This window comes from Geodermatophilus ruber (assembly GCF_900114385.1).
GTDB lineage: Bacteria > Actinomycetota > Actinomycetes > Mycobacteriales > Geodermatophilaceae > Geodermatophilus > Geodermatophilus ruber.
Map to the genome: position 1 here is coordinate 75,037 of NZ_FOSW01000015.1, position 24,083 is coordinate 99,119.

At 74.3% G+C, this 24,083-nt stretch carries 22 protein-coding genes, 2 tRNA genes and 1 pseudogene; 14 read left to right on the forward strand and 11 right to left on the reverse strand.

Features of this window, described 5'->3' with window-relative positions:
• The first annotated feature begins 81 nt into the window (after positions 1–81).
• From BMZ50_RS19960 to BMZ50_RS19970, 3 genes are all read left to right on the forward strand, one after another.
• A complete protein-coding gene (locus BMZ50_RS19960) occupies positions 82–1,104 on the forward strand; it encodes a YlbL family protein (protein ID WP_177212902.1) in 1,023 nt (340 codons plus the stop codon).
• A gap of 195 nt (positions 1,105–1,299) precedes the next feature.
• The gene (locus BMZ50_RS19965) at positions 1,300–4,248 is read left to right on the forward strand and encodes a UPF0182 family membrane protein (RefSeq protein ID WP_245753769.1); all 2,949 of its coding nucleotides are present in this window, start codon (positions 1,300–1,302) and stop codon (positions 4,246–4,248) included.
• A 111-nt stretch (positions 4,249–4,359) separates the two neighbouring features.
• Positions 4,360–4,436 (forward strand) — tRNA-Met (locus BMZ50_RS19970).
• A gap of 381 nt (positions 4,437–4,817) precedes the next feature.
• On the opposite strand, the gene BMZ50_RS19975 is transcribed toward BMZ50_RS19970, so the two are convergent.
• Positions 4,818–5,903: a medium chain dehydrogenase/reductase family protein gene (locus BMZ50_RS19975; protein ID WP_091328738.1), complete on the reverse strand. Its 1,086-nt coding sequence runs from the start codon at positions 5,901–5,903 to the stop codon at positions 4,818–4,820.
• Between the two features lie 291 nt (positions 5,904–6,194).
• Here BMZ50_RS19975 and BMZ50_RS19980 point away from each other — a divergent pair, with 291 nt between their 5' ends.
• Positions 6,195–7,247, forward strand: coding sequence for an LLM class flavin-dependent oxidoreductase (locus BMZ50_RS19980; RefSeq protein ID WP_143087233.1), 1,053 nt, complete (start codon positions 6,195–6,197; stop codon positions 7,245–7,247).
• Between the two features lie 262 nt (positions 7,248–7,509).
• Here BMZ50_RS19980 and BMZ50_RS19985 read toward each other — a convergent pair whose 3' ends face one another.
• Positions 7,510–7,851, reverse strand: coding sequence for a hypothetical protein (locus BMZ50_RS19985; protein WP_091328742.1), 342 nt, complete (start codon positions 7,849–7,851; stop codon positions 7,510–7,512).
• Positions 7,852–7,932: 81 nt separating this feature from the next.
• Here BMZ50_RS19985 and BMZ50_RS19990 point away from each other — a divergent pair.
• The 3 genes and pseudogenes from BMZ50_RS19990 to BMZ50_RS24850 all read left to right on the forward strand — a co-directional run.
• Positions 7,933–8,009 (forward strand) — tRNA-Met (locus BMZ50_RS19990).
• 305 nt (positions 8,010–8,314) lie between these two features.
• Positions 8,315–8,455, forward strand: a complete 141-nt coding sequence (locus BMZ50_RS24845) for a GNAT family N-acetyltransferase (RefSeq protein WP_245753762.1) — start codon at positions 8,315–8,317, stop codon at positions 8,453–8,455.
• Positions 8,452–8,934: pseudogene (locus BMZ50_RS24850) on the forward strand (DsbA family protein); the annotation flags it as partial. The gene BMZ50_RS24845 and the pseudogene BMZ50_RS24850, both read left to right, overlap by 4 nt.
• Positions 8,935–8,958: 24 nt before the next feature.
• Here BMZ50_RS24850 and nhaA read toward each other — a convergent pair.
• Both nhaA and BMZ50_RS20010 read right to left on the reverse strand, forming a co-directional pair.
• Positions 8,959–10,335: a Na+/H+ antiporter NhaA gene (nhaA, locus tag BMZ50_RS20005; RefSeq protein ID WP_091328744.1), complete on the reverse strand. Its 1,377-nt coding sequence runs from the start codon at positions 10,333–10,335 to the stop codon at positions 8,959–8,961.
• Positions 10,336–10,369: 34 nt separating this feature from the next.
• A complete protein-coding gene (locus BMZ50_RS20010) occupies positions 10,370–10,879 on the reverse strand; it encodes a VOC family protein (protein ID WP_091328746.1) in 510 nt (169 codons plus the stop codon).
• A gap of 100 nt (positions 10,880–10,979) precedes the next feature.
• On the opposite strand from BMZ50_RS20010, the gene BMZ50_RS20015 reads away from it, so the two are divergent.
• Positions 10,980–11,849 carry a polysaccharide pyruvyl transferase family protein gene (locus BMZ50_RS20015; protein ID WP_091328748.1) on the forward strand — a complete coding sequence of 290 codons (870 nt, stop codon included), beginning with the start codon at positions 10,980–10,982 and terminating at the stop codon, positions 11,847–11,849.
• A gap of 7 nt (positions 11,850–11,856) precedes the next feature.
• Here BMZ50_RS20015 and BMZ50_RS20020 read toward each other — a convergent pair whose 3' ends face one another.
• Both BMZ50_RS20020 and BMZ50_RS20025 read right to left on the reverse strand, forming a co-directional pair.
• Complete coding sequence (locus BMZ50_RS20020) at positions 11,857–13,005, reverse strand: cystathionine gamma-synthase (RefSeq protein ID WP_091328750.1); 1,149 nt, start codon at positions 13,003–13,005, stop codon at positions 11,857–11,859.
• Between the two features lie 77 nt (positions 13,006–13,082).
• Positions 13,083–14,489, reverse strand: a complete 1,407-nt coding sequence (locus BMZ50_RS20025; RefSeq protein WP_091328752.1) for a cystathionine beta-synthase — start codon at positions 14,487–14,489, stop codon at positions 13,083–13,085.
• A gap of 215 nt (positions 14,490–14,704) precedes the next feature.
• Between BMZ50_RS20025 and BMZ50_RS20030 the strand changes: the two genes are divergently transcribed.
• The 3 genes from BMZ50_RS20030 (at position 14,705) to BMZ50_RS20040 (ending at position 16,865) form a co-directional block, all read left to right on the forward strand.
• Positions 14,705–15,214: an XdhC family protein gene (locus BMZ50_RS20030; RefSeq protein WP_091328754.1), complete on the forward strand. Its 510-nt coding sequence runs from the start codon at positions 14,705–14,707 to the stop codon at positions 15,212–15,214.
• Positions 15,211–16,611 (forward strand): FGGY family carbohydrate kinase, encoded by a 1,401-nt coding sequence (locus BMZ50_RS20035; protein ID WP_091328756.1) that lies wholly within the window; start codon positions 15,211–15,213, stop codon positions 16,609–16,611. Before BMZ50_RS20030 ends, BMZ50_RS20035 begins: the two co-directional genes overlap by 4 nt.
• Before the next feature lie 74 nt (positions 16,612–16,685).
• On the forward strand, positions 16,686–16,865 hold the full coding sequence (locus tag BMZ50_RS20040) for a hypothetical protein (RefSeq protein ID WP_091328758.1): 180 nt from the start codon (positions 16,686–16,688) through the stop codon (positions 16,863–16,865).
• A gap of 42 nt (positions 16,866–16,907) precedes the next feature.
• On the opposite strand, the gene hisN is transcribed toward BMZ50_RS20040, so the two are convergent.
• Both hisN and BMZ50_RS20050 read right to left on the reverse strand, forming a co-directional pair.
• Complete coding sequence (gene hisN / locus BMZ50_RS20045) at positions 16,908–17,711, reverse strand: histidinol-phosphatase (RefSeq protein ID WP_091328760.1); 804 nt, start codon at positions 17,709–17,711, stop codon at positions 16,908–16,910.
• A gap of 22 nt (positions 17,712–17,733) precedes the next feature.
• On the reverse strand, positions 17,734–17,916 hold the full coding sequence (locus BMZ50_RS20050) for a DUF2795 domain-containing protein (RefSeq protein WP_091328762.1): 183 nt from the start codon (positions 17,914–17,916) through the stop codon (positions 17,734–17,736).
• Between the two features lie 53 nt (positions 17,917–17,969).
• On the opposite strand from BMZ50_RS20050, the gene BMZ50_RS20055 reads away from it, so the two are divergent.
• Positions 17,970–18,506 carry a DUF2087 domain-containing protein gene (locus BMZ50_RS20055; protein ID WP_091328764.1) on the forward strand — a complete coding sequence of 179 codons (537 nt, stop codon included), beginning with the start codon at positions 17,970–17,972 and terminating at the stop codon, positions 18,504–18,506.
• A 64-nt stretch (positions 18,507–18,570) separates the two neighbouring features.
• Positions 18,571–19,356, forward strand: a complete 786-nt coding sequence (locus BMZ50_RS20060; RefSeq protein WP_177212903.1) for a hypothetical protein — start codon at positions 18,571–18,573, stop codon at positions 19,354–19,356.
• On the opposite strand, the gene rsgA is transcribed toward BMZ50_RS20060, so the two are convergent.
• The 3 genes from rsgA to BMZ50_RS20075 are packed head-to-tail and all read right to left on the reverse strand — an operon-like array spanning position 19,350 to position 23,155.
• Positions 19,350–20,396 (reverse strand): ribosome small subunit-dependent GTPase A, encoded by a 1,047-nt coding sequence (gene rsgA, locus BMZ50_RS20065; protein ID WP_091328767.1) that lies wholly within the window; start codon positions 20,394–20,396, stop codon positions 19,350–19,352. The genes BMZ50_RS20060 and rsgA overlap by 7 nt on opposite strands.
• Positions 20,366–21,634 carry a 3-phosphoshikimate 1-carboxyvinyltransferase gene (gene aroA / locus BMZ50_RS20070; RefSeq protein ID WP_091328768.1) on the reverse strand — a complete coding sequence of 423 codons (1,269 nt, stop codon included), beginning with the start codon at positions 21,632–21,634 and terminating at the stop codon, positions 20,366–20,368. Before aroA ends, rsgA begins: the two co-directional genes overlap by 31 nt.
• A gap of 60 nt (positions 21,635–21,694) precedes the next feature.
• On the reverse strand, positions 21,695–23,155 hold the full coding sequence (locus tag BMZ50_RS20075) for an NAD-dependent succinate-semialdehyde dehydrogenase (RefSeq protein WP_091328770.1): 1,461 nt from the start codon (positions 23,153–23,155) through the stop codon (positions 21,695–21,697).
• Positions 23,156–23,335: 180 nt separating this feature from the next.
• Here BMZ50_RS20075 and BMZ50_RS20080 point away from each other — a divergent pair, with 180 nt between their 5' ends.
• A complete protein-coding gene (locus BMZ50_RS20080; RefSeq protein ID WP_091328772.1) occupies positions 23,336–24,082 on the forward strand; it encodes an SOS response-associated peptidase in 747 nt (248 codons plus the stop codon).
• Position 24,083: the final 1 nt, after the last annotated feature.

Sequence of the window (24,083 nt, forward strand, 5' to 3'; positions counted from 1 at the left end):
CGGAGGTCGTGTCCGCTCCGGGCGGACACCGGCGCCGGTGCCGGGCCGGACTGCCAGCCCGGCCACCTAAGCTCGCCGGTCGTGACCCGTCGCATCGCCGTCCTCAGCGTCGGTGTCGTGCTGCTCGTCGTCTTCGGCGTGCTCGGCGCCGTCGTGCCGGTGCCGTACGTCGCGCAGGTCCCGGGACCGACGTTCAACACGCTCGGCGAGGTCGACGGCGAGCCGATCATCAGCGTCGAGGGCCGGGAGCGCAACGAGACCGAGGGCGAGCTGACCCTCACCACCGTCGGGGTGAGCCGGGCGGGGCTGAGCCTGGTCGAGGCCGTGCAGGGCTGGTTCGACAGCGAGGTGAGCGTCGTCCCGGAGGAGTCGGTCTATCCGCCCGATCGCACCGAGGAGGAGACCCGGGAGGCCAACCGGCAGGCGTTCCTGACCTCCGAGGAGGCGGCCGAGGCCGCGGCGCTGGGCGAGCTGGGCTACCCGGTGAAAGTCGTCGTCCGCGGGCTGGCGGAGGACTCGCCGTCCGAGGGCCTCCTGGAGGAGGGGGACGCGATCGAGAGCGTCGACGGCCGGCCGACCCCGGACACCGAGACGCTGGACGAGGTCCTCAGCGCCATCCCCGGCGGCTCGACAGTCCCCGTCGGCTACACGCGGCTGGGGCAGCCGGGGACGGCGTCGGTCACCACCCGCCCGGCGCAGGACCGCCCCGGCTCAATGCTCGGCGTGCTCGTCAGGGAGCAGCCGTCGGCACCCTTCGACGTCGACATCCGGGTGGAGGACGTCGGCGGTCCCTCCGCCGGACTGATGCTGGCCCTCGGCATCCTCGACCTGGTCGGCGACACCGACCTGACCGGTGGGGCCAAGGTGGCCGGCACCGGCACCATCGACGCGGAGGGCGCCGTGGGGCCGATCGGCGGCATCCAGCTGAAGATGGTGGCCGCCTCCGACATCGGTGCCGAGCTGTTCCTCGTGCCCGCCGACAACTGCGCCGACGCCGTCGCCGCCCCCCAGCCGGGGCTGACGATCGCCCGGGTCGCCACCCTGGACGACGCCCTCGACGCGCTCGCCGACCTCCGCGCCGGACGGACCCCGGATGCCTGCTGAGGGCCGCCCCGGGAGGCGGTGCACCCGCTCGGCCAGCGAAGCTGGACCCAGGTCCGGCGACCGGGAACCCCGGGCGCTCCCACGCGTTGGTCTGGGTTGACCGGACCGACATCGGAACGACCCGATCCGGAATTGTCCGGCCGGTACCACCGTGGCTCCCGCCACGACCGCACCTGAAGGAGACCGCTCGTGGCCATGCGGCCCCCCGTGTCCGTGCCGACCCTCTCCCGGCGCGCGAAGGTGGTCATCGGGGCCATCGGCGTGCTGCTGGTCCTGTTCACGGTCATCGGGACGTTGACCAACGTCTACGTCGACTACCTCTGGTTCGACGAGACCGGGTACACCGAGGTCTTCTGGACCGAGCTGCAGACCCGCGCCCTGCTGTTCGCCGTCGCCGGGGTCGCCACCGGTGGCCTGACCGCGCTGGCCATCTACCTGGCCTACCGGTTCCGGCCCACCTTCCGGCCGATGTCGCTCGAGCAGCAGAACCTCGAGCGCTACCGCCAGTCCCTCGAGCCGCGGCGCACGCTGGTTCTCACGGCCGTGGCCGTCGTGCTCGGCCTGTTCGCCGGGTTCACCGCGCAGGGCAACTGGGAGACCTGGCTGCGGTTCCGGAACGCCAACGACTTCGGCCGGACCGACCCGCAGTTCGGGCTGGACCTGTCCTTCTTCGTCTTCGACTACCCGTTCTACCGGCTGCTGCTCGGCTTCGGCTTCGCGATCGTGCTGCTGGCGCTGATCGGTTCGCTGCTGACCCACTACGTCTTCGGCGGGCTGCGGCTGCAGACGCCGGGGCAGAAGCTCACCTCGGCGGCGATGATCCAGCTGTCGGTGCTGCTCGGCCTGTTCGTCGCGCTCAAGGCGGTGGCGTACTGGCTGGACCGGTACGGGCTGGTCTACTCCGACCGCGGTGAGCTGTTCGCGGGTGCGAGCTACACCGACGTCAACGCGCTGCTGCCGGCCAAGACGATCCTGGTCTTCGCCGCGGCCGTCTGCGCGATCGCCTTCCTGGCCAACGTCGTCGTCCGCAACTTCCGGCTGCCGGCCGCGGCGCTGGTCCTGCTGTTGCTGTCCAGCCTGGTCATCGGCGTGGCCTATCCGGCGATCGTGCAGCAGTTCGTCGTCCGGCCCAGCGCCAACGAGCGGGAGGCCGACTACATCGAGCGGGCCATTGCCGCGACCCGCGACGCCTACGGGCTCTCGGACGTGGAGTACGTCGATTACGCGCAGCAGAGCACCGGCGAGGAGGTCGACACCGGCGCAGCGCTGGCCGAGCTGCGCAACGACACCGAGACGATCCCCAACGCGCGGCTGCTGGACCCCAACGTCCTGTCCGACACGTTCACCGCGCGGCAGCAGATCCGCAACGTGTACGGCTTCCCCGACAAGCTCGACATCGACCGCTACACGATCAACGGCGAGACGCGGGACTACGTCGTCGCGGTCCGGGAACTCAACAGCGCCGGGCTGTCGGAGAACCAGGACACCTGGATCAACCGGCACACCGTCTACACCCACGGCAACGGCTTCGTCGCCGCCCCGGCCAACGAGGTGGTCGCCGGGCAGGAGGGCGGCGAGCCGAACTTCACCACCCGGGACCTGCCGACCGTCGGCAACATCCCCGTCGAGCAGCCGCGGATCTACTACGGCGAGCTGATCGACGACTACTCCGTCGTCGGCGCGCCCGAGAGCGCCACGCCGCGCGAGTTCGACCAGCCCGAGGACGGCTCCGACCAGGGCCAGATCAACAACACCTACGACGGCAAGGGTGGCGTCTCGATCGGCAGCTTCTTCCGGCAGTTGACGTTCGCGATCTACTACCGGGAGCGCAATTTCCTGCTCTCCAGCGCCGTCAACGACGCGTCGAAGGTCCTCTACGTGCGCGACCCCCGGGACCGGGTGGAGAAGGCCGCGCCGTTCCTCGAGGTGGACGGCGACCCGTACCCGGCGGTGATCGACGGGCGGGTGACCTGGATCCTCGACGGCTACACGACCTCGGACTCCTTCCCCTACTCCGAGTCGATGGAGCTGGGCGAGGCGGCGTCCGACGCGCTCACCGGGACCGGGACGACCGCGCTGCCGAACGAGCAGTTCAACTACGTCCGCAACTCGGTCAAGGCCACCGTCGACGCCTACGACGGCACGGTGACCCTCTACGAGTGGGACCAGAAGGACCCGGTCCTGAAGGCCTACATGCGGGCCTTCCCGGGCATCGTGCAGCCGCGCGAGCAGATGCCCGAGGAGCTGGTCAGCCACGTGCGCTACCCGGAGGACCTGTTCAAGCTCCAGCGGGACATCCTCACCCGCTACCACGTGAGCGACCCGGTCGACTTCTACAACCAGAACGACCGGTGGCAGGTGCCGGCCGATCCCACCCAGGAGACCCAGGCGGCGCAGCCGCCGTACTACATCCTGGCGCAGCGGCCCGGTGACCCGTCGGCGAGCTTCCAGCTCACCAGCGCGCTCAACGCCTTCCGCCGGGAGAACCTGTCCTCGTTCATCTCCGCGTCCAGCGATCCGGCGACCTACGGGCAGATCCAGGTCCTGCGGCTGCCCGGCAACACCCCGTTCCGCGGGCCGCAGCAGGTGCAGCAGTCGTTCATCACGAACAACCAGGTGCGCCCGGACCTCACGCTGTTCAACAGCGCCGAGTCGCGGGCGGTGTTCGGCAACCTGCTCACCCTGCCGATCGGTGAGGACGGCCTGCTCTACGTCGAGCCGCTGTACGTGGAGGGGACGGGGGAGAACTCCTTCCCGCTGCTGCAGAAGGTGCTGGTGAACTACGGCGACCGGGTCGGGTACGCCGACACCCTCGCCGAGGCGCTGGACCAGGTGTTCGGCGCCGGGGCCGGTGAGGCGGCCACCGACAGCGGCGGGACGCCCGCGGATCAGCCGGCCGGGGAGCCGGCGCCCCCGGCCGAGGAGCCGGCCGCACCGGCGCCGCCGTCCGACGCTGGCGGGTCGTCGGGCAACGCGGCGCTGGACGAGGCGGTCGCCAACATCACCGCCGCACTCGCCCGGCTGCAGGCCGCGCAGCGCGACGGCGACTTCCGGGGCCAGGGCGACGCGCTGGCCGACCTCGAAGCCGCGGTCGAGGCCTACAACGCCGCGGTGGCCGCGCAGCCCGCGACGCCGGGGGACTGAGCCCGGGCCGGGGCGGGACCACTCTGTGTCCTGCCCCGGCGGGGTGTGTCCGGGCCCACCCCGGGGCCGGGTGCACGCCCGGTCCGCAAGGGGGTAGGCTGGTCCTACCGACGCGGGGTGGAGCAGCTCGGTAGCTCGCTGGGCTCATAACCCAGAGGTCGCAGGTTCAAATCCTGCCCCCGCTACCAACCGACAGGGGCCCTCGCAGTGACTGTGAGGGCCCCTGTCGTTCGTGCAAGGATCTGTGAGCACAGCCGCGGATAGGTGCATCACTTCCGCCAGGCAAGCCACGGGTCCCCGAGTCAGCGAGGCCGGTCGCAGAAACCAGGGGCTCGCTCGGTCCGCCGCCGGCAGGTCAGCTGAATCGGGTGCCCGCGAGCCTGGGGTCAGTCGCCAGGTTGGCCCGCCCGCGAAGACGCTGGGCGAATCGAACCGTGGGCAGCAGTACCAGTCGATCGTGCCGTCCGTGCCGACCAGGGCGACGGTGTGCAGATCACCGATCAGGCCGTGCTGGCGATGGGCAGGTAGTGCGCCGCGCACCCTTCCCGGACATGACAGCAATCCTTGAGTCACGGCACGAGCACGAGCTTGCCCTTCGCCGCGGAGGACTCGAGCAGCTCGTGCGCGTGTCGGGCCTCGGACAGCGGCAGGCGCTCGGCCACCACCGGGTGGATCTTGTCGGCGGCGAGCAGCTCGAGGAGCACGCCGAGGTCCTCGCGGAACCACTGCGGGTTCCGCGGGCCGCCGCCCACCAGCCGGGCCGGCCGGCGTCCGGACACCGGCAGCCACTGGCGGCTGTCACGCATCCGCTGGATCCGGTACGCCATCGTCTTCCGGCGCGGATCGAGCAGGCCCCACAGCGCGACGGTGGCAGTCGTGCCATACCACTCGGCCCAGCCGGCGGCCCACCGACGCAGGGCTGCACGACCGCGCGCGAGCATCGCGTAGTGCCCGTAGACGACCAGCCGGCCGCCAGGCCGCAGCGCCCGGAAGGAGCGGATCGAGGTCGTGCCCCCTATCCCGTCGAGGACGACGTCGACGCCGTCGCCGGTCAGCTGCTTGATGCGGGTCACGAAGTCCTCGGTGCGGTAGTCGATCGCCACCGCGCCGAGCCGCTCGACCGCGGCGCGGTCGCGGGCCGACGCGGTGCCGTACAGGCGCAGCCCGTCCAGCGCGCCGAGCTCGAGGACCGCGACGCCGACCCGGCCGGCCGCGCCGTGCACCAGCACCCGCTCACCGGTCCGCACGTGCGCGCTGCGGTGCAGCATCTGGTAGGCGGTCGTGTAGGTCAGGACCAGGCCCGCGACCTCTGCCGGGTCGAGGCCCTCGGGCACCTCGACGACCTCCGCCTCGGGCACGCAGACGTGCTCGGCGTAGGCGCCGTAGACCGTCAGCGCGGCAACCCGGTTCCCGACGTGCAGCCGCGAGCATTCCGGGCCGAGCTCGTCGACGACGCCGATCAGGTCGTAGCCAGGGGTGAACGGCGGCCTCGGCACGCCCAGGTACGTGCCGGCGCGCAGCTGCGCATCGGTCAGCGACACCCCCGCGGCCAGGACGCGAACGCGCACCGCGCCCGGACCCGGCCGGGGAATCTCGTCCTCCACCACCCGTAGCACCTCGGGTCCGCCGTAGCGATCCACCACGACACGCTTCATCGCTCTGAGGCCTCCCCACGGCTGATCGGCCCCTCCTCTGAGGCCCACTGCGATTTCCGCCGACTGGTGAGATGCCTTGTCTGCAGGGGTAGTCGCCGGCGGGCACCCCCCCAGGGGCGAACGGCACCGGTCGTGGCGCCGGTCGCCATCGAACCGTGCGACACCAGTGGGGTCCTGGGGAACGGCGTCCACCGCCCCCCGCCGTGTCCGGAGCGACACCTGCCGGGCGGCCGTGACGGAGGTCACGTGAACGCGTGCTAACTTCGCCGCCCCCACGGTGAAGGAGAAGAAGTGGACGATCGTCGGCCGCGACTGGGAGTTCTTCTCAACGGCGAGAACATGTCACTGGCGGAGGCCATCGATTTCGGCGTCTCCCTCGAGGACGCCGGCTTCGACAGCGTCTGGCACGCCGAGGTCCAGGTGGACCCGATCGTGCCGCTCGCGGCCATCGCGGCCCGTACGACGCGCATCCGGATCGGCACGGGTGTGGCCGTCTGGACGCGCAGCCCGGTGACGGCTGCGCTGACGGCGGCGAACCTCGACGAGCTGTCCGGCGGCCGGTTCCGCTTCGGGCTCGGTACGTCGCCGAAGCTCTTCAACGAGCTGTTCTACGGGCTTCCCTACGAGCGCCCGGCGCAGTCGATGGGCGAGTACATCGCGGCGATCCGCAGTGTCTGGCGCGCCCACTCGGGCGGAGCGGCCACGCACGAGGGCTCGGTGGAGCGCTTCCGGATCGGCGGCTTCCCGCGCACCGTCCCGCAGGAACGCGAGGACATCCCCATCTACCTCGCCGCCGTCGGGCAGGGCATGTTGCGGGTGGCCGGCGCGACGGCCGAGGGCGTGCTCCTCAACGTGCTGACCGCGCCCCGGTACCTGCACGAGTACGCCTTCGAGCACCTCGCCGCGGGGGCGGCCGAGCGCGGCCGGTCCCTGGAGGACCTGGACAAGGCCTGCGTGGTGCTGACCTCGATCAGTGACGACGGCGACCGTGCGCGCGAGTGGGCCCGGCAGACGATCGCCTGGTACTCCGTCCAGCCCTACTTCGACACGACCTTCAGGATCTACGGGTTCGAGCGTGAGGCCGCGGCCGCGCGCGAGGCTGCGGCGCGCGGTGACGTCGAGGCGCAGACGAGAGCGGTGAGCGACGAGATGGTCGCGACATACGCGATCGCCGGGACGCCGGAGGAGTGTCGTTCCCGGCTCGCGGTGTACGGCGACCTCGACGAGGTGGTGCTGGTCCCGACGACGATCGGGCTGTCGGCCGAGGAGCGGGTCGAGAACCTGCACAACACCCGGGACGCGTTCCGCATCCAGGCCGGCGCCGCCGCCTTGGCCGCCGGCTGATCCCCGCCGGGTTCGGCCGCCACCACGACGACGGGCGCCCGGTCTCGTGACCGGGCGCCCGTCGCTGGTCGAGGTGGAACCGGAGCGCGGTGCTGAGCAGCGGCGGCGGCCAGCCCGCCGGGATCGAGCGGGCCTGCTCCGCCACCCTCGCCCGACGATCCGGGTGCACACGCGCAGGCGCGTCGGTGCTCGCCGGCTCGTCAACGGACGGTTCCGTGTCGGCCCGGATCCGGAAACGGGGGTTCTGCGCGCGTGCGGGAGATCAGCCGCCGATCCACTCGACGAGGCCCGCCCGCCGCGGCCGGGGGATGTCCGAGGCCGGCGGAAAACGGTCGGTCGGCGCGTCGTGGTCGGCCGGGCACGGGGTCGCGGGGCCGGTGGACGCGGCGTCGTCCGGGGCGGGTGCCGGCAGGCGCAGGTGGGTGAGGTCGGTCCAGGCGGTGTGGCGCAGTCCTCCGACGACGCACCGGACGCGCACCCGGCAGCTCCCCGCCTCGTCGTGGCGCCAGCCGAGCAGTTCACCGGCAAGCCAGACGCCGGCGTGAAGGACCTCCACCGGCGGCGGATTGCCGCGGAAGCTGCTGGTCGCCACCTCCGCCGTCACGGCGGCGACTGTAGGCGTCGGAGTGGCGACCCAGGGTGAGGCACGCACACCCTGCGTGGGCGTGTATGGTGGTGACTGCGACGCGGGGTGGAGCAGCTCGGTAGCTCGCTGGGCTCATAACCCAGAGGTCACAGGTTCAAATCCTGTCCCCGCTACCACCACGAAGGGCCGGTCACCGAGAGGTGACCGGCCCTTCGTCATGCCGGGCCGCGGCCGGCCGTCCGGGCCGCCGTGGCGGGTGCCGACGGTAGGCTCGCAGGAGCCGACCGTTCGCCGGAACAGGGGCGCGGCGGGGGCGGTTGCCGGACACCATGGAACTCACCGTGCGCGACGTGCCGGACGTCGGCCGCTACGAGATCCGCGAGGGCGAGCGGGTGCTCGGGCTGGCTGCCTACCGGCGCCGCGACCACCACGTGGTGTTCACGCACACCGAGGTCGACCCCGATCAGGAGGGGGGGGCGGCGTGGGCAGCACGCTGGAGCGGGAAGCGCTGGACGACGTCCGCAGGCGGGGGCTGCGCGTGGTGCCGCTGGGCCCGTTCGTCCGCGGCTGGATCGAGCGGCACCCCGCGTACGCCGATCTCGTGGATCCCCCGGGGCTGTGACCGAGGCGCCCCGGCCCGGCGATCACGTCCTGGGCAACCCGGACGCACCGGTCACCGTGCTCGAGTACGGCGACTACGAGTGCCCGTACTGCGCCGCGGCCGCGCCGGTGCTCCGCCGCCTGGTGGAGGAGTCCGACGGCGGCGTGCGGCTGGTGTTCCGCAACTTCCCGCTCGCCGACGTGCACCCCTATGCGCTGACCGCCGCCCTCGCCGCGGAGTCCGCGGGGGCGCAGGGCGGGTTCTGGCCCATGCACGAGCTGCTGTTCCGCCGCCAGGGCCTGCTCACCGACGCCGCGCTGCGCGCCTACGCCGAGTCGCTCGGGCTCGACGGTGACCGGGTGGTGGGGGAGACGGCCCAGCCCTTCGGGGACAAGGTCGAGGCCGACTTCGCCGCCGGGCTGGTGGCCGGGGTCGCCGGCACGCCCACGGTCTTCGTCGACGGCCGCCGGTACGAGGGCCGGGTGGAGCTGGACGCCCTGCGCCGGATGATCGCCGCGCGGGGGTCAGACCCGAACGGGCTCCAGCCACGGTCGCGGCGGGAGCGCCGGTGGCCCCTCCGCCTCCGGCGTGCACAGCGGAAAGCGCTCGCCGAGGACGCGCAGCAGCGTCACGCCCAGGACGGCGGAGGTGAGCGAGCCGGCCAGGACGCCGATGATCGCCTGCACCCGGAGCGCGTCATCGCTGAACGCCAGGTCGGCGATGAACAGCGAGATGGTGAAGCCGATGCCGGCCAGCGTCGATCCGGCGATCAGGTGTGACCAGCGCACCCCGCCGGGCAGCACGCCCCAGCCGGTCCGCAGGGCGATCCCCGCGCCCAGGGTGATGCCGACGGTCTTGCCGACCAGCAGCGCCACGGCGACGCCGATCGTGACCGGTGAGGCCGCCGCCTCCCGCAGCGTCTCGGCGTCGATCCGGACGCCGGCGTTGGCCAGGCCGAACACCGGGACGATCACGTAGGCGGTCCAGCGGTGCAGCGCGTACTCGAGCCGGGCGTTGGGCGATACGGTCGCGGCGGTGGCGAGCCCCGCCAGCCGGGCCCGCTCGGCGTCGGGTTGCTCGCGCAGGGCCCGCCCGTAGGCGTCGATCCGGTGCAGCTCGGCGGGGTCGGGCCGCTGGGAGGGCAGCAGCAGGCCCATGAGGACGCCGGCGAGCGTGGCGTGCACGCCGGACTCGTGCACGGCCAGCCACAGCGCCGTCCCGGTGAGCACGTACGGGGGCAGGCGCCAGACCCCCGCCCAGCGCAACCCGATCAGCAGCGCGACCAGCAGGCCGGCGACCGCCAGGGCCGGGAGCGACAGGTCGCCGCTGTAGAACAGCGCCAGCACGGTGATCGCGCCGATGTCGTCCACGATCGAGAGGGTCAGCAGGAACAGGCGCAGCCGGTCGGGGCAGCGGGGACCGAAGAGGGCCAGGACGCCGAGGACGAACGCGGTGTCGGTCGAGATGACCACACCCCAGCCGGCGCGCGCCTCCCCGGTGGGGTTGAACGCCAGGTAGATCAGCGCCGGCACGATCAGGCCGCCGAGCGCGCCCAGGGCGGGAGTGGCCACGGTGCGGCGGTCGCGCAGTTCCCCGGTGCTCACCTCGCGGGTGAGCTCCAGGCCCACCACCAGGAAGAACAGCGCCATGGCAGCGTCGTTCACCCAGCTCCGCAGGTCCAGGGTGAGGGTGAGGTCGCCGCCGCCGATCGTCACGGGCGTGGTCCAGAAGCTCTCGTAGCTCGCCGCCCACGGCGAGTTCGCCCAGCCGAGCGCGCAGAGCGTGGCGACCAGGAGCAGCGCCGAGCCGCCCGCCTCGGTCCCCACGTAGAGCCGGGAGGACGGCGAGAGGGTCGGCAGCGTCACCCGGCGGGGTGGGCCGGGGCGGGGTGGCAGGGTCACGGCGGCGCCGGTCGGGGCCGGGTGCGGCGGGTGGTCAGAGGACCTGGTGGCCGTACATCTCGCCCAGCGGGTCGGCGATCAGCTCGATACGCGCGCCGTCGGGGTCGCGGAAGTAGACCGAGACGCCGCTGTGCACCACGTGCTCGACGCCGGCCTCGGCCAGCCGCTGCACCAGCGTCTCCCACCGCTCCGGGTCCACGCTGATGGCCACGTGGTGCAGGCCGCCGAGGACCTCCGCGTACGGCCCGACGTCCAGGCCGGGGAAGTCGAAGAAGGCCAGCAGGTTGCCGTGGCCGATGTCGAAGAAGAAGTGCGAGGAGCCCGGGTAGTCCCGGTTCTCGATGAGCTCGGTGAGCGGGAAGCCGAGCACGTCCTGGTAGAAGCGCACGGTCCGCTCGACGTCGCTGCTGATCAGCGCGGTGTGGTGCAGGCCGCGGGCGGTGGAGGGCGGCCGTTCGCCGGCGGGCCGGAGGTGGGTGTCCCGGATGCGGGACCGCTCGCGCTCGAAGGCCGGCAGGTCGAGGGCGTCGTCGGTGGTGCTCACGGGGATCCTCCTCGGGATGCGGCGACGGAAGGGAACAACCGCTGCCGTCAGGATCTCCTTCCCCCGCGCCGAGCTCTACCCCGGCTGCGAGGCTGGGCGCATGCGGGTGCTCGTGGCCGGGTGGTTCAGCTTCGACGAGGTGATCGCCACGGTCGGTGACGAGCTGGGCGCCGGCACGGTGACCGGCTGGCTGCGCGAGATGGGCGTCGAGCACGACGTGGCCGAGGCGCCCTACCTGGGGGGCGGGGTGCACTGGCGCGACGTGGACCCGGCCGGCTACACGCACCTGGTGTTCGTCAGCGGCCCGATCCGCGACTCGCCGCTGCTGCGCGAGCTGTGCGCGACCTTCGCCGGGTGCCGGCGGTGGGCGGTCAACGTCTCGGTGGTGGAGGACGCCGGCCGAGCGCTGTTCGACGAGGTGCGGGAGCGCGACGCGCCCGGGCTCGCCCGCCCGGACCTCGCCGTCGAGGGGGCCCGGCCGGCGGCGCCCGTGGTGGCCGTGGCCTTCGCCCCGCCGCAGGGCGAGTACGGCGAGCGCAGCCGGGCCGACCGGGTGCGCGGGACGATCGAGGAGTGGCTGGCCGGCCGGGCGCTGCCCTGGTTCGAGGTGTCGATGGACCTGTACGAGAAGCCCCACCGGCGCAGCCCGGTCCAGGTCGAGGCGCTGCTGCAGCGGGCCGACGTCGTCGTCAGCATGCGGCTGCACGCGCTGGTGCTCGGGGTGAAGCACGACCGGCCGGTGATCGCCTGTGACCCGATCGCGGGCGGGGCGAAGGTGACCGCCCAGGCGGCGGCGCTGGGCTGGCCGGTGGTCCTCGCCGCCGAGAAGCTCACCCCGGAGGCGCTGGACGCCGCGCTGGAGCGCTGCCTGTCCGGTGCCCTGGCCGGGCAGGTGCGCGCGGCGGGGGAGCGGGGCCGGGAGGGCGCCGCCCGCGCCCGCGCGTGGTTCGAGGAGCGACTGGCCGGCTGAGCGACGGTCAGCCCAGCGCCTGGTCCAGGTCGGCCAGCAGGTCCTCGACGTCCTCGATGCCGACCGACAGCCGGACCAGGTCGGCGGGCACCTCGAGGGGGGAGCCGGCGGCGCTGGCGTGGGTCATCCGCGCCGGGTGCTCGATCAGCGACTCCACCCCGCCGAGGGACTCGGCGAGGGTGAAGACGCGGGCCCGCTCGCAGGCCCGCAGGGCCGCCGGCTCGCCGCCGGCGAGCCGGAAGGAGAGCATGCCGCCGAAGCCGGACATCTGCTTGGCCGCGATCTCGTGCCCCGGGTGGTCGGGCAGGCCCGGGTAGAGCACCGCGCCCACCGCCGGGTGCCCGAGCAGGAACTCGGCGATCCGGGCGGCGTTGGCCTGGTGGCGGTCCATCCGCACGCCCAGCGTCTTGAGACCGCGCAGCACCAGCCAGGCGTCGAAGGGGCCGGCGACCGCGCCCATCGCGTTCTGGGAGAAGGCCAGCTGCTCGGCCAGCTCGGGGTCGGAGACCACGAGCGCGCCGCCGACGACGTCGGAGTGACCGCCCAGGTACTTGGTGGTCGAGTGCACCACGACGTCGGCGCCGAGGGTCAGCGGCTGCTGGAGGTACGGCGAGGCGAAGGTGTTGTCGACGACGAGCAGCGCGCCGGCGTCGTGGGCGATCCCGGCGAGCAGCGCGATGTCGGCGATGTTCAGCAGCGGGTTGGTCGGCGTCTCGCACCAGACGACCCGCGTGCTGGGCCGCAGCGCCGCCCGCAGCGCCTCGGGGTCGCCCAGGTCGACAGGGGTGTGCTCGACGCCCCAGCGCGCCGCCACCTTCGAGAGCAGCCGGAAGGTGCCGCCGTAGGCGTCCCCGGCCAGGACGACGTGGCTGCCGGGCGCGCAGACGGTGCGCAGCAGGGTGTCCTCGGCGGCCAGGCCGGAGGCGAAGGCCAGGCCGGTGGTGCCCTGCTCCAGCGCCGCGAGCGCCTCCTGCAGCGCCGTCCGGGTCGGGTTGCCGCTGCGGCTGTACTCGTAGCCGCCGCGCAGCCCGCCGACGCCGTCCTGCTTGTAGGTCGTCGTCAGGTGCAACGGCGGGATGACCGCCCCGGTGGCCGGGTCGGGATCCTGCCCGGCGTGGATCGCGCGGGTGTTGAAGCCGGGGCCGGCGGTGTCCATCGCTGGACCGCGCCCTCGTTCCGCTCCTCGGTCGCTGGCGCTCGCTGCGATGCTCGCTCGGGCGCCGTCTTCGGCGGTCATGCCCCGACCGTAGGCGCGTTGCCCGCGCCGACCCCGGCGAGGTGACCCAGCACGTCCTGCCGGGTGACGACGCCGGCCGGCTTGCCGTCCACGTGCACCAGCAGCGCGTCGGCGGTCTCCAGGGCCGCGACCGCGGCGTTGACCGCCTCGCCCGAGCCGATGATCGGCAGCGGCGGCGACATGTGCCGCTCCACCCGGTCGGACAGGCTGGCCCGACCGGCGAACAGGGCGTCGAGCAGCGCCTTCTCCTCGACGGAGCCGACGACCTCGCCCGCGGTGACCGGGGGTTCGGCCCGGACGACCGGCAGCTGGCTGACGCCGTACTCGCGGAGGATGTCGATCGCCTCGCGGACGGTCTCGTTGGGGTGGGTGTGCACCAGCTCCGGGGTGGTGCCGGTCTTGGCCGCCAGCAGCTCCCCGACGGTCACGCCGCTGGTCTCCTCCAGGAAGCCGTAGTCGGCCATCCACCGGTCGTTGAAGATCTTCCCGAGGTAGCCGCGGCCGCCGTCGGGCAGCAGGACGACGACGACGTCGTCCCGGGTCAGCTTCTCGGCTGCGCGCAGCGCGGCGGCGACCGCCATGCCGCAGGAGCCGCCCACCAGCAGCCCCTCCTCGCGGGCCAGCCGCCGGGTCATGGCGAAGGAGTCGGCGTCGCTGACGGCGATGATCTCGTCGGCGATCCCGCGGTCGTAGGCGGCCGGCCAGAAGTCCTCGCCCACGCCCTCGACCAGGTAGGGGCGCCCGGTGCCGCCGGAGTAGACCGAGCCCTCGGGGTCCGCGCCGACCACGCGCACCCGCCCGCCCGAGGCCTCCTTGAGGTAGCGGCCGGTGCCGCTGATCGTCCCGCCGGTGCCGACGCCGGTGACGAAGCAGGTGACCCGGCCGTCGGTCTGCTCCCAGATCTCCGGGCCAGTGGTCTCGTAGTGCGACTGCGGGTTAGCCGGGTTGGAGTACTGGTCGGGCTTCCAGCCGCCCGGGGTCTCGCGGGCCAGCCGGTCGGACACCGAGTAGTAGGAGCGCGGATCGGCCGGGTCGACCGCGGTCGGGCAGACCACCACCTCCGCCCCGTAGGCCCGCAGGGTGTCGATCTTGTCCTGGCTGACCTTGTCGGGGCAGACGAAGATGCACCGGTAGCCGCGCTGCTGGGCCACCAGGGCCAGGCCGATCCCGGTGTTCCCGCTGGTCGGCTCGATGATCGTGCCGCCCGGCTGCAGCGCCCCGCTGGCCTCGGCGGCGTCCACCATCCGCACGGCGATGCGGTCCTTCACCGAGCCACCCGGGTTGACGTACTCGACCTTGGCCAGGACCAGCGGCGCGTCCGGCCCCAGGGCGCGGGTGACGGACGTCAGCCGGACCAGCGGCGTGGAGCCGATGAGGTCGACGACGGACTCGGCGTACTGCACGGGTGCCCTCCTCGGCGGGCACCGACCCCGGCGCCCTGGACCCGCCCATCCCACCAGACCGGCGATGAGTTCCTCCCGTTCCCCCGGCCCTCCCGGCATGCGAGTCGTCGACAGCGGGATCCGCGAGGGCACGCGCGGTTCTCCTGGACCGCTGACCCGCACCACGGTTCCGGGGCGGCTGGCGGCGCACGGACGGCGACGGCCAGGATGCGGGCATGACCGAATCCGACCCGAACTGCGGGGTCGCCCACGGCGCCCTCCCACCCGAGGGCACCGGGCGGGTCCTGGTCGCCGTCTTCGCCTCACCGGTGGCCGAGGTGCTGCTGCGCTGGGGAGCCGAGCTGGGGTTCCGGACCGTGCTGCTCGACCCCGACCCGGAGCGGGGCGTCGCGGTGACCGGCTTCGCCGCGGTGGACGGCGAGCTCGCGGACGCCGACGTCGTCGTCACCGACCACCACCGGCCCGAGCTGGGCGGGGTGCTGCGCGACGCGCTGGCCCTGGGCGCCCGCTGGGTCGGCGTCATGGGCAACCCGCGCCACGAGGGCCCGCACGTCGCGGCGCTGACCGCCCTGGGGGTCCCGGCCGAGGAGATCGCCCGCGTGCAGCGGCCGATCGGCCTGGACATCGGCTCCCGGACGCCGGCCGAGATCGCGTTGAGCACGCTGGCCGGGCTGCTGGCCGACCGCAACGGCCGCAGCGGCGGCTTCTCCCACCGCCCACGGTGACCGGCGTCCTGCTCGGTGCCGACCTCGGCACCAGCGGGCTCAAGCTGGTCGCCCTCGACGAGGCCGGCGCGCTCCTGGCCGAGGGCGAGGCCGGGTACGCCGTCGACCGGCCCGCGCCGGGATGGGCCGAGATCGATCCGGCCGTCTGGCGGCGGGCGTTCGACGATGCACTGGCCCGGGTGCTGCCGGTGCTGGCGGGCCGCCCGGTCGCGGGGCTCGGCCTCGCCGGCCAGATGCACGGCACCGTCCTCGTCGACGCCGCCGGTGAGCCGCTGCGCCCGGCCGTGCTGTGGCCGGACGGGCGCGCGACCGCGGAGCTGGCCTGCTGGCGGGAGCTGCCGGCCGGGGCGCGCGCCGCGCTGGCCAACCCGCTGGTGCCGGGCATGACCGGGCCGGTGCTGGCCTGGCTGGCCGCCGCCGAGCCGGGGGTGCTGGCCCGCACCGCGGCGGTGCTGCTGCCCAAGGACGCGCTGCGGGCGGCGCTCGTGCCGGACGCCGACGCACGGGTCACCGACCGCAGCGACGCCTCGGCCACCCTGCTGTGGGATGTCGTCGCCGACGGCTGGTCGGCCGAGGCCACGGCGGCCGCCGGTATCGCCCCGGACCAGTTGCCGGATGTGCGCGCCTCCGCGGCGGTCATCGGGGTGGCCGCGTTGCCGGGCGGGGAGGTGCCGGTCGTCGTCGGCGGCGCCGACACCCCGCTGGCGCTGCTCGCCGCGGGCACCCGCTCCGGGCGGCAGGTGAACCTGGGCACCGGCGCGCAGGTGCTCCGGCCCGGTCAGGAGCCGGCGCCGGCCGACGACCCGCCGGTGCACTGCTACGCCGACGTCGAGGACGGCTGGTACGCGATGGCCGCCCTGCAGAACGGCGGGCTGGCCTGGTCGTGGGCCGGCGGCGTGCTGGGCCTGTCGGCGGCAGAGCTGTTCGAGGCCGCGGCGGCCACGCCGGCCGGAGCCGGGGGAGTGGTGTTCCGGCCCTTCCTCACCGGCGAGCGGGGCGGCGTCGCCGGGCCTGGCGACCGCGGCGCCTGGACCGGCCTGCACGCGGGCACGACCCGCGCCGACCTGGCCCGGGCAGCGGTGGAGGGGGTGGTGTTCGCGGTGGCCGCGGCCGCCCGCCTGCTCCACGGGGCCGCCGGTCCACCCGAGGGGCACGACCCCGTCGTCCTGACCGGGGGAGGCGGCCGCTCGCCGGTCGTCCAGCGGCTGCTGGCCGACGTCCTCGGCGTCCCGGTGCGGTACCTGCCGATCCGCAGCGCCTCCGCGGTCGGTGCGGCGCTGCTCGCCGGGCGGGGGACCGGCGTGGACGTCGTCCCGCGGCGGGACGCCGGCCGCCCGGTGCAGCCGCGGCCGACCGCGGAGCTGCGCGCGGCGGCCGCCCGCTGGCAGGGGGAGTGACCGCGCGGAACGGTCGCTGCGCACCGACCGTTGAGCGGTCGCAAGGACCGCACGAGGAAGGGAGGAACCGCGACATGGCGTCGCTGTTCACCAAGCTCGGCCAGCTCGCCAACAGCCCCAGGGGCAAGCAGGCGATCCAGCAGGTGACCGAGAAGGCCCAGCAGTTCGCCAAGGACCCGAAGACCAGGGCGAAGATCGACGAGGCCCGGCGCCGCTTCCAGGGCGGCCGCGGGCACGGCACCTCCGGGCACTGAGCCGTCGCGCCGGCCGGACCGCAGCGGTCCGGCCGGCGGCGCTCAGCCCAGGTCGCGGGGCCGGAGCAGGTCGAGCGCGGCGTCGTGCAGCAGGCCGTTGGTCGCCAGTGAGCTGCCCCCGGCCGGGCCCGGCTTCCCGGTGAGATCGGTGAACCGGCCGCCGGCCTCGCGGACGATGATGTCGAGCGCGGCGAGGTCCCACACCGAGACCTCGGGTTCGCACGCGATGTCCACCGCGCCCTCGGCCAGCAGCACGTAGCTCCAGAAGTCGCCGTAGGCCCGGGTGCGCCACATCGCCCGGGTGAGGTCGAGGAAGCCGCCGAGCAGGCCGCGTTCCTCCCAGCCGGACAGGCTGGAGTAGGACAGGCTCGCGTCGCCGAGCGCGCCCACCTGCGAGACGGTGCAGCGGGTGGCCGACTCCAGCCGGCGACCGGTCCAGGCGCCCACCCCCTTGGCCGCCCACCAGCGGCGGTTGAGCGCCGGCGCCGACACCAGCCCGACCACCGGCTCGTCGCCGTCGAACAGGGCGATGAGGGTGGCCCACACCGGCACCCCACGGACGAAGTTCTTCGTCCCGTCGATCGGGTCGAGCACCCAGCGGCGCGGCCCGTGCCCGGTCATGCCCATCTCCTCGCCGAGCACCGCGTCGCGGGTGCGGGCGCGGGCCAGCGTGACGCGCAGCTGCTCCTCGACCGCCCGGTCGGCGTCGGTGACCGGCGTGAGGTCGGGTTTGGTGTCGACCTGGAGGTCCTGCGCACGGAACCGGTCCAGGCTGATCGAGTCGGCCTGGTCGGCGAGCACGTGCGCCAGGTGCATGTCCCCCGTGTAGTCCCGGTCCGGCGTCATGGGCACCGAACCTACTGCCCGCTCAGTCGAAGACCGCGGAGCTGACCCCGCTGGGCCCCTCGTACTCCCGGTCGGGGATCTTCCTCAGCGCGTCCAGGACCTCCTGGGAGGCGCCGTGCTGCTCGGCGTGCCTGATGATGTCGTCCTTGCGGGCCGGGTAGTCCATGCCGGACAGGGCCTTCTGGACGTCGATGGGACTGACCATGTCCCGGACGTACCCCGGGCGCTGCCGGGGATGCGCGGCCTACCGTCGCAGGCGTGGACGCCGCGACGATCGCCGGGCTGCTGGCCGATCCGGCGCGCCTGAAGGTCGTCGCCGCCCTCGCTCTGGGGGCCGGCACGATCGAGGAGGTGGCAGCAGCCGCCGGGCTCTCGCTCAAGGACGTCGCGCTCGCCGCCCGGCGCCTGGCCCGGGCCGGTCTCGTGCGCCGTGACCTGCACCAGCTGGAACTGCTGACCGACCGCTTCGGCGCCGCCGCCCGCGCCGCCGCGGCGTCCGCGCCCGCACCGGAGCCGCTGTCCGCGGACCCGTCCGAGGCCGCCGTCCTGTCGGCGTTCGTCCGCGACGGCCGGCTGGTCTCCATCCCCGCCCAGCGGAGCAAGCGCCGGGTGGTGCTCGAACACCTGGTGCGGGTGTTCGACGTCGGCGTCCGCTATCCCGAGCGCGAGGTGAACGCGCTGCTGGCGGTGTGGCACCCCGACACCGCCGCGCTGCGCCGCTACCTGGTCGACGAGGGGCTGCTCAGCCGCGAGCCGGGGGTGTACTGGCGCAGCGGCGGCTGGGTGGACATCTGAGATCCGGGGTGGCAGGTCGCTGAATCCGTTCGACGGGCCCGGGCGCGACGCGCACACTCGGCCCGTGCCCGACGCCGACGCCTTCCGCGCGCTGGCCCGTTCCTCCCCGTGGCGCTGGTCGACGCTGCGGTTCACCCTGCACGACCGCCGCGAGCGCGCCGGAGGGCCTGTGCGGGCGTGGCTTCGCCGGCCGGACGTGGTGCGGGTGGAGACCCTCGACGGGCAGCTGCTGCAGGTGGTCCGGGAAAGCCCGCGGCGCGTGACGGTGCTCTCCTCCGACGGCGGCTACGAGACGGAGCTGCCCCGGCCCGGGAACGTCCCGGAACCGGAACTCCGCCCCGACGGGCTGGTGGCGCGGCGGCCGGGCGAGAGCGACGTGTCCTACGACGCGCCGATGTACCAGGACTACCGCTGGGTGGCGATGCTGGACCCCGTCGAGCTCGCCGACGGCGTCGTCGTCGGCACGGTGACCGGGGGCCAGCACGCGGGACGGCCGGCGTGGGAGGCCGTCGTCCGGACGACGCCCGGCTACGAGCCCCGGTGCGGGTGCTGCTCGCTGCTGCGCTCGCGGGAGATCGACGTCCTCGAGTGGGGCGCGGACGCCTTCGCCGGCGCGACCTACCCGACGCGCCAGGCCGTCCGGCTCGACGTGGCGACCGGGGTCTGCGTGTGGACGGAGGTCCTGGACGGAACCTGGGCGGGCAACGGCCACGACCTGTGCATCGAGGCGGTCGACGAGCCGATGGCCGACGCGCTGTTCGGCGAGTCTCGGCCCCGACGCGGGGTCGGCCCTGTCCAGAGGCTCGCCGCGAGCCTGCGAGCGGTGAGGAGGACGGGGCCCTGTCAATAGCCGGGGCCGAGCTGGCCGACGGCGTCCAGCAGCCGGCGCAGGCTGGCCAGCCGCTCCCCGCGGGCGGGGGGACCGGCCTCGGCCCAGGCGTCCAGCGCGCAGTCGGGGTCGGCGGCGGTGTGCCCGCACCCGGGCGGGCAGTCCAGCGCGGCCTCCGCGACGTCGTCGAACGCGGCCACGACGTCCTCGGCGGTGACGTGCGCCAGCCCGAACGAGCGGATCCCGGGGGTGTCGATCACCGTGCCGCCGCCGGGCAGGTCCAGCAGCACCGCGGAGGACGACGTGTGCCGGCCCTTGCCCGCCTTCGTGACCTCGCCGGTGGCCCGGAAGGCATCGGGCACCAGCCGGTTCACCAGCGTCGACTTGCCGACACCGGACTGCCCGACCAGCACGCTCATCCGCCCGGCCAGCCGGTCGAGCAGCGGGTCCAGCGGGGCCTCCCGCGACATGGGGACGGCGTCGACGCCCAGGCCCGCGTAGCGGTCGAGCAGCGGCTGCGGGCTGGCCAGGTCGGTCTTGGTGAGGCACAGCAGCGGTTCGAGCCCACCGGCGTAGGCGGCGACCAGGCAGCGGTCGAGGAAGCCCAGCGCCGGTTCGGGGTCGGTGACCGCGGTGACGATGACCAGCTGGTCGGCGTTGGCCACCACGACCCGCTCGGTGGGGTCGGTGTCGTCGGCGGTGCGGCGCAGCGACGTCGTCCGCTCCTCGATGGCCACGATGCGCGCCAGTGAGTCGGTGCGCCCACTCGTGTCGCCGACCACGCGCACCTGGTCGCCGACCACGACCCCGTGCTTGCCGAGCTCGCGGGCGCGCATCGCGGTGAGCTCGACCTGGCCGGCGCCCGGGTCCTCCACCCGCACGGTCATGCGCCCGCGGTCGACCGCGATCACCAGCCCAGGGAGCGCATCGGCGTGGGCCGGCCGGGTGCGGGTGCGCGGCCGCGAGCCGCGACGGCTGGGCCGGACCCGGACGTCGTCCTCGTCCGACCGGGAGTCGTGCCTGCGCGGGCTCAGCGTGCGGTCCCCAGCATCTGCGCCCACCGGTCGACGTAGTCCGGCAGCGTCTTGCTGACCGCACCCGGGTCGGCGACCTCGACGCCGTCGATGGCCAGCCCCAGGACGGCGGCGGCGTGGACCATCCGGTGGTCGGCGTAGGAGTCCAGCCGGGCCGGGCGGCGCGGGCCCGGGGTGATCACCAGCCCGTCGGGCAGCTGCTCCACGCTCGCCCCGACGGCGGTGAGCACCTCGTCGAGCGCCTGCAGGCGGTCGGTCTCGTGGCCGCGCAGGTGCCCGATGCCGGTCAACCGGGAGGTGCCCTCGGCCAGCGCGCACAGTGCGGCCAGCACCGGGGTGAGCTCGCCGACCTCGCCCAGGTCGGCGACCAGCGGCCGGATCGTGCCGCCGCCGGTGACCTGGAGGCCCTCGCCGGTCCGCACGACCGACGCGCCCATCTCCCCGAGCAGCCGGTCGAGCTGCCCGCCGGGCTGGGTGGTGGCGACCGGCCAGTCGCGGACGGTCACCCGCCCGCCGGTGACCAGGGCCGCCGCGAGGAACGGGGCGGCGTTGGAGAGGTCGGGCTCGAGCACCTCGTCCCGCGCGGCGATCGGCCCCGGGCCGACCCGCCAGCCGCGCTCGGTCGCGGTGACCGCCACGCCGCGCTCGCGCAGCGACTCGACGGTCATCTCCACGTGCGGCATCGACGGCAGGCCCCCGGTGAGGGTCAGGTCGATGCCCTCGTCGAAGCGGGCCGCGGCGAGCAGGAGCCCCGAGACGATCTGGGAGGACTCGCTCGCGTCGACGGTCACCGCGCCGCCGCGCACCCGCCCGGTGCCGTGCACGGTGAACGGTGCCCGCCTGCGGCCGCCGTCCTCGATCTGCACGCCCAGGTCGCGCAGCGCGGCGAGCAGCCCGGCGTTCGGGCGCTCGCGCAGCCGCGGGTCGCCGTCCAGGCGCACCGGCCCGGTGGCCAGCGCGGCGACCGGCGGCAGGAAGCGGAGCACGGTGCCGGCCAGTCCGGCGTCGACCTCGGCCGGACCGCGCAGCTCGCCCGCGGTGACCACCCAGTCCTCGCCGTCCTCCTCGATCCGGACGCCGAGCGCCCGCAGCGCGGCGGCCATCAGGTCGGTGTCGCGGGCCCGCAGCGGCCGGACCAGCCGGCCGGGCCCGTCGGCCAGGGCGGCCAGGACCAGCGCGCGGGCGGTGAGGGACTTCGACCCGGGCAGGGCCACGACGGCGTCGACGGGGGCCGAGCGGTGCGGCGTCGTCCAGACCGGGATCACGGGCCCATCCTGCCCGGCGGTCCGGGACGTCGCCGCGACGGCGTCCCGGACCGCCGGGCCTCACCCGGCGACAGCGGCGTCGGCCGGCCGGGCCTGCCTGGACCCCGCCGTGCGCACCAGGCGGCGGTTGGCGAACTCGAACATGCCCAGCTCGGAGAGCTCCCGGCCGTAGCCGGACTGCTTCACGCCGCCGAAGGGCAGCTCCGGGGAGGTGCCGGACGGCGAGTTGATCCACACCATGCCGGACTCGACCTGGTCGGCCACTCTCCGGGCCCGCTCGGTGTCGCCGCTGAACACGGTGGCCGACAGCCCGTACGGGGTGTCGTTGGCCAGCCGCACCGCCTCCTCCTCGCTGGAGACGCGGTGGACCACCCCGACCGGGCCGAACAGCTCCTCGCGGTAGGCGCGCATCTCCGGGGTGACGTCGGCCAGCAGGGTGGCCTCGACGAACGCGCCCTCGCGGTCGGGTCGTCCGCCACCGGCCAGGACCGTCGCGCCCTTGTCGATCGCGTCCTGGACCTGGGCGGTGAGGGCGGCCGCGGCGCGCTCGGAGGACAGCGGGCCGAGCGAGGTCGACGGGTCGGTCGGATCGCCGGGCTGCAGGCTCCGGAACGTCTCGGTCAGGCCGGCCACGAAGTCGTCGTAGACGTCGTCCATGACGATGAACCGCTTGGCGGCGATGCAGGCCTGCCCCGAGTTCATCGTCCGCGAGATCGCGGCGGCCTTGACCGTCCTCCCCACCTCGGGGGCGTCGAGCACGATGAACGGGTCGTTGCCGCCCAGCTCGAGCACCGACTTCTTCAGGTGCTTGCCGGCCAGCGCCGCCACGGAGCTGCCGGCCCGGTCGCTGCCGGTCAGGGTGACGCCCCGGACGTGCGGGTGCGCGATCACCTGCTCCACGTCGGAGATGCGCAGGAACAGGTTGGTGTAGACGCCCTCGGGGAGGCCGGCGTCGCGGAACAGCTGCTCGATCGCCAGCGCCGTCTGCGGGTTGTTCTCCGCGTGCTTGAGCACGATGGCGTTGCCCAGGACCAGGTTCGGCGCCGCCACGCGGGACACCTGGTACAGCGGGAAGTTCCACGGCTCGATCGCCAGGAGCACGCCGGTCGGCTCGTTCACGACGAGTGCCTCGCCGTGCATCACGTCGATCGGCCGGGGCTCGAGGAAGCGCGGGCCGTTCTCGGCGTAGTACCGGAAGATGTTGGACACCAGCACGGCCTCGCCGGTGGCCTCCTCGAGGCGCTTGCCCATCTCCCGGGTGACGAGCGCGCCGAGCTCCTCGCGGCGCTCGCGCATCAGCTCCCCGATCCGCCCGACGATCGCGGCGCGCTCCTCGACCGGCCGGCGGCGCCACTCCTGGAACGCGGCGTGGGCGCGGTCGACGACGCCGTCGATCTCGCTGCTGTCGAGGAAGGGGAACTCCTGCTCCGTCCGCCCGGTGGTGGGGTTGACGGTGGCGTAGGGCCGGTCACCGGATTCACCGGCGGTCTTCCCGGCCGGGGTGGTCTGGGTGGTGGTCACTGCGGATTGCCTCCGTGCACGGCTCGGATGTGTCCGCCTCGCTCTTACCCGGGGCGTCCGGGGGCACGCGCGGGGGAGGGCGCGGGCCGCCGGACCGATCTAGGCTCGCGGTCGCCGGGTCCGCGTCCCGCAGGCAGCCGCCCCGGCGTGCCGGCGTCCACCCGGGAAGGGAGTTGCGCCGTGTGTGGCCGCTACGCCGCCAGCCGCCGTCCCGAGGACCTCGTCCTCGAGTTCGAGGCGGTCCGCGCCGAGGGGCAGCCGGCGCTGCCGGCCGACTACAACGTCGCCCCGACCAAGGACGTCTACGTCGTGCGGCACAAGAAGGAGCGCGACGCCGAGGGCCGCCCCACCGGCGGCGGGCACCGCGAGCTGCGCGCCGTCCGCTGGGGGCTGGTGCCCTCGTGGGCCAAGGACGTCTCGATCGGCAACCGGATGCTCAACGCCCGGGTCGAGTCCCTCACCGAGAAGCCGGCGTTCCGCTCCGCCGCCCGGTCCCGCCGCTGCCTGGTGCCGGCCGACGGCTGGTACGAGTGGGCCAAGCGGCTGGACAGGCCCGGCAAGCAGCCGTACTACATCACCCCCGCGGACGGCTCGGGAATCGCCTTCGCCGGGCTGTGGGAGGTGTGGGGGCGCGGGGACGACCGGCTCTACACCTGCACCGTCATCACCGAGCCCGCCGTGGGGGCGCTCACCGGGATCCACGACCGGATGCCGCTGGTGCTGCCCCGGGAGCGGTGGGCCGACTGGCTCGACCCCGAGCGGGACGACGTCGAGAACCTGACCGCGCCCACCCCGCCGGAGCTGGTCGAGGGCCTGGAGCTGCGGCCGGTGAGCACCGCGGTGAACCACGTGGCCAACAACGGCCCGCAGCTGGAGGCCCGGGTGGAGACCGTCACCGCGCCCGCCGACCAGCCCGCGCTGTTCTGAG

What these genes read in the sequence shown, in the direction of transcription:
- BMZ50_RS20015 (WP_091328748.1), top strand. Translation starts at nt 10,980, where the DNA reads ATGCGGGTGCTCGTGGCCGGGTGGTTCAGCTTCGACGAGGTGATCGCC.
- BMZ50_RS20040 (WP_091328758.1), top strand. Translation starts at nt 16,686, where the DNA reads ATGGCGTCGCTGTTCACCAAGCTCGGCCAGCTCGCCAACAGCCCCAGG.
- BMZ50_RS20020 (WP_091328750.1), bottom strand. Translation starts at nt 13,005, where the DNA reads ATGGACACCGCCGGCCCCGGCTTCAACACCCGCGCGATCCACGCCGGG.
- BMZ50_RS19975 (WP_091328738.1), bottom strand. Translation starts at nt 5,903, where the DNA reads ATGAAGCGTGTCGTGGTGGATCGCTACGGCGGACCCGAGGTGCTACGG.
- BMZ50_RS20050 (WP_091328762.1), bottom strand. Translation starts at nt 17,916, where the DNA reads ATGGTCAGTCCCATCGACGTCCAGAAGGCCCTGTCCGGCATGGACTAC.
- BMZ50_RS20030 (WP_091328754.1), top strand. Translation starts at nt 14,705, where the DNA reads ATGACCGAATCCGACCCGAACTGCGGGGTCGCCCACGGCGCCCTCCCA.
- BMZ50_RS19965 (WP_245753769.1), top strand. Translation starts at nt 1,300, where the DNA reads ATGCGGCCCCCCGTGTCCGTGCCGACCCTCTCCCGGCGCGCGAAGGTG.
- hisN (WP_091328760.1), bottom strand. Translation starts at nt 17,711, where the DNA reads ATGACGCCGGACCGGGACTACACGGGGGACATGCACCTGGCGCACGTG.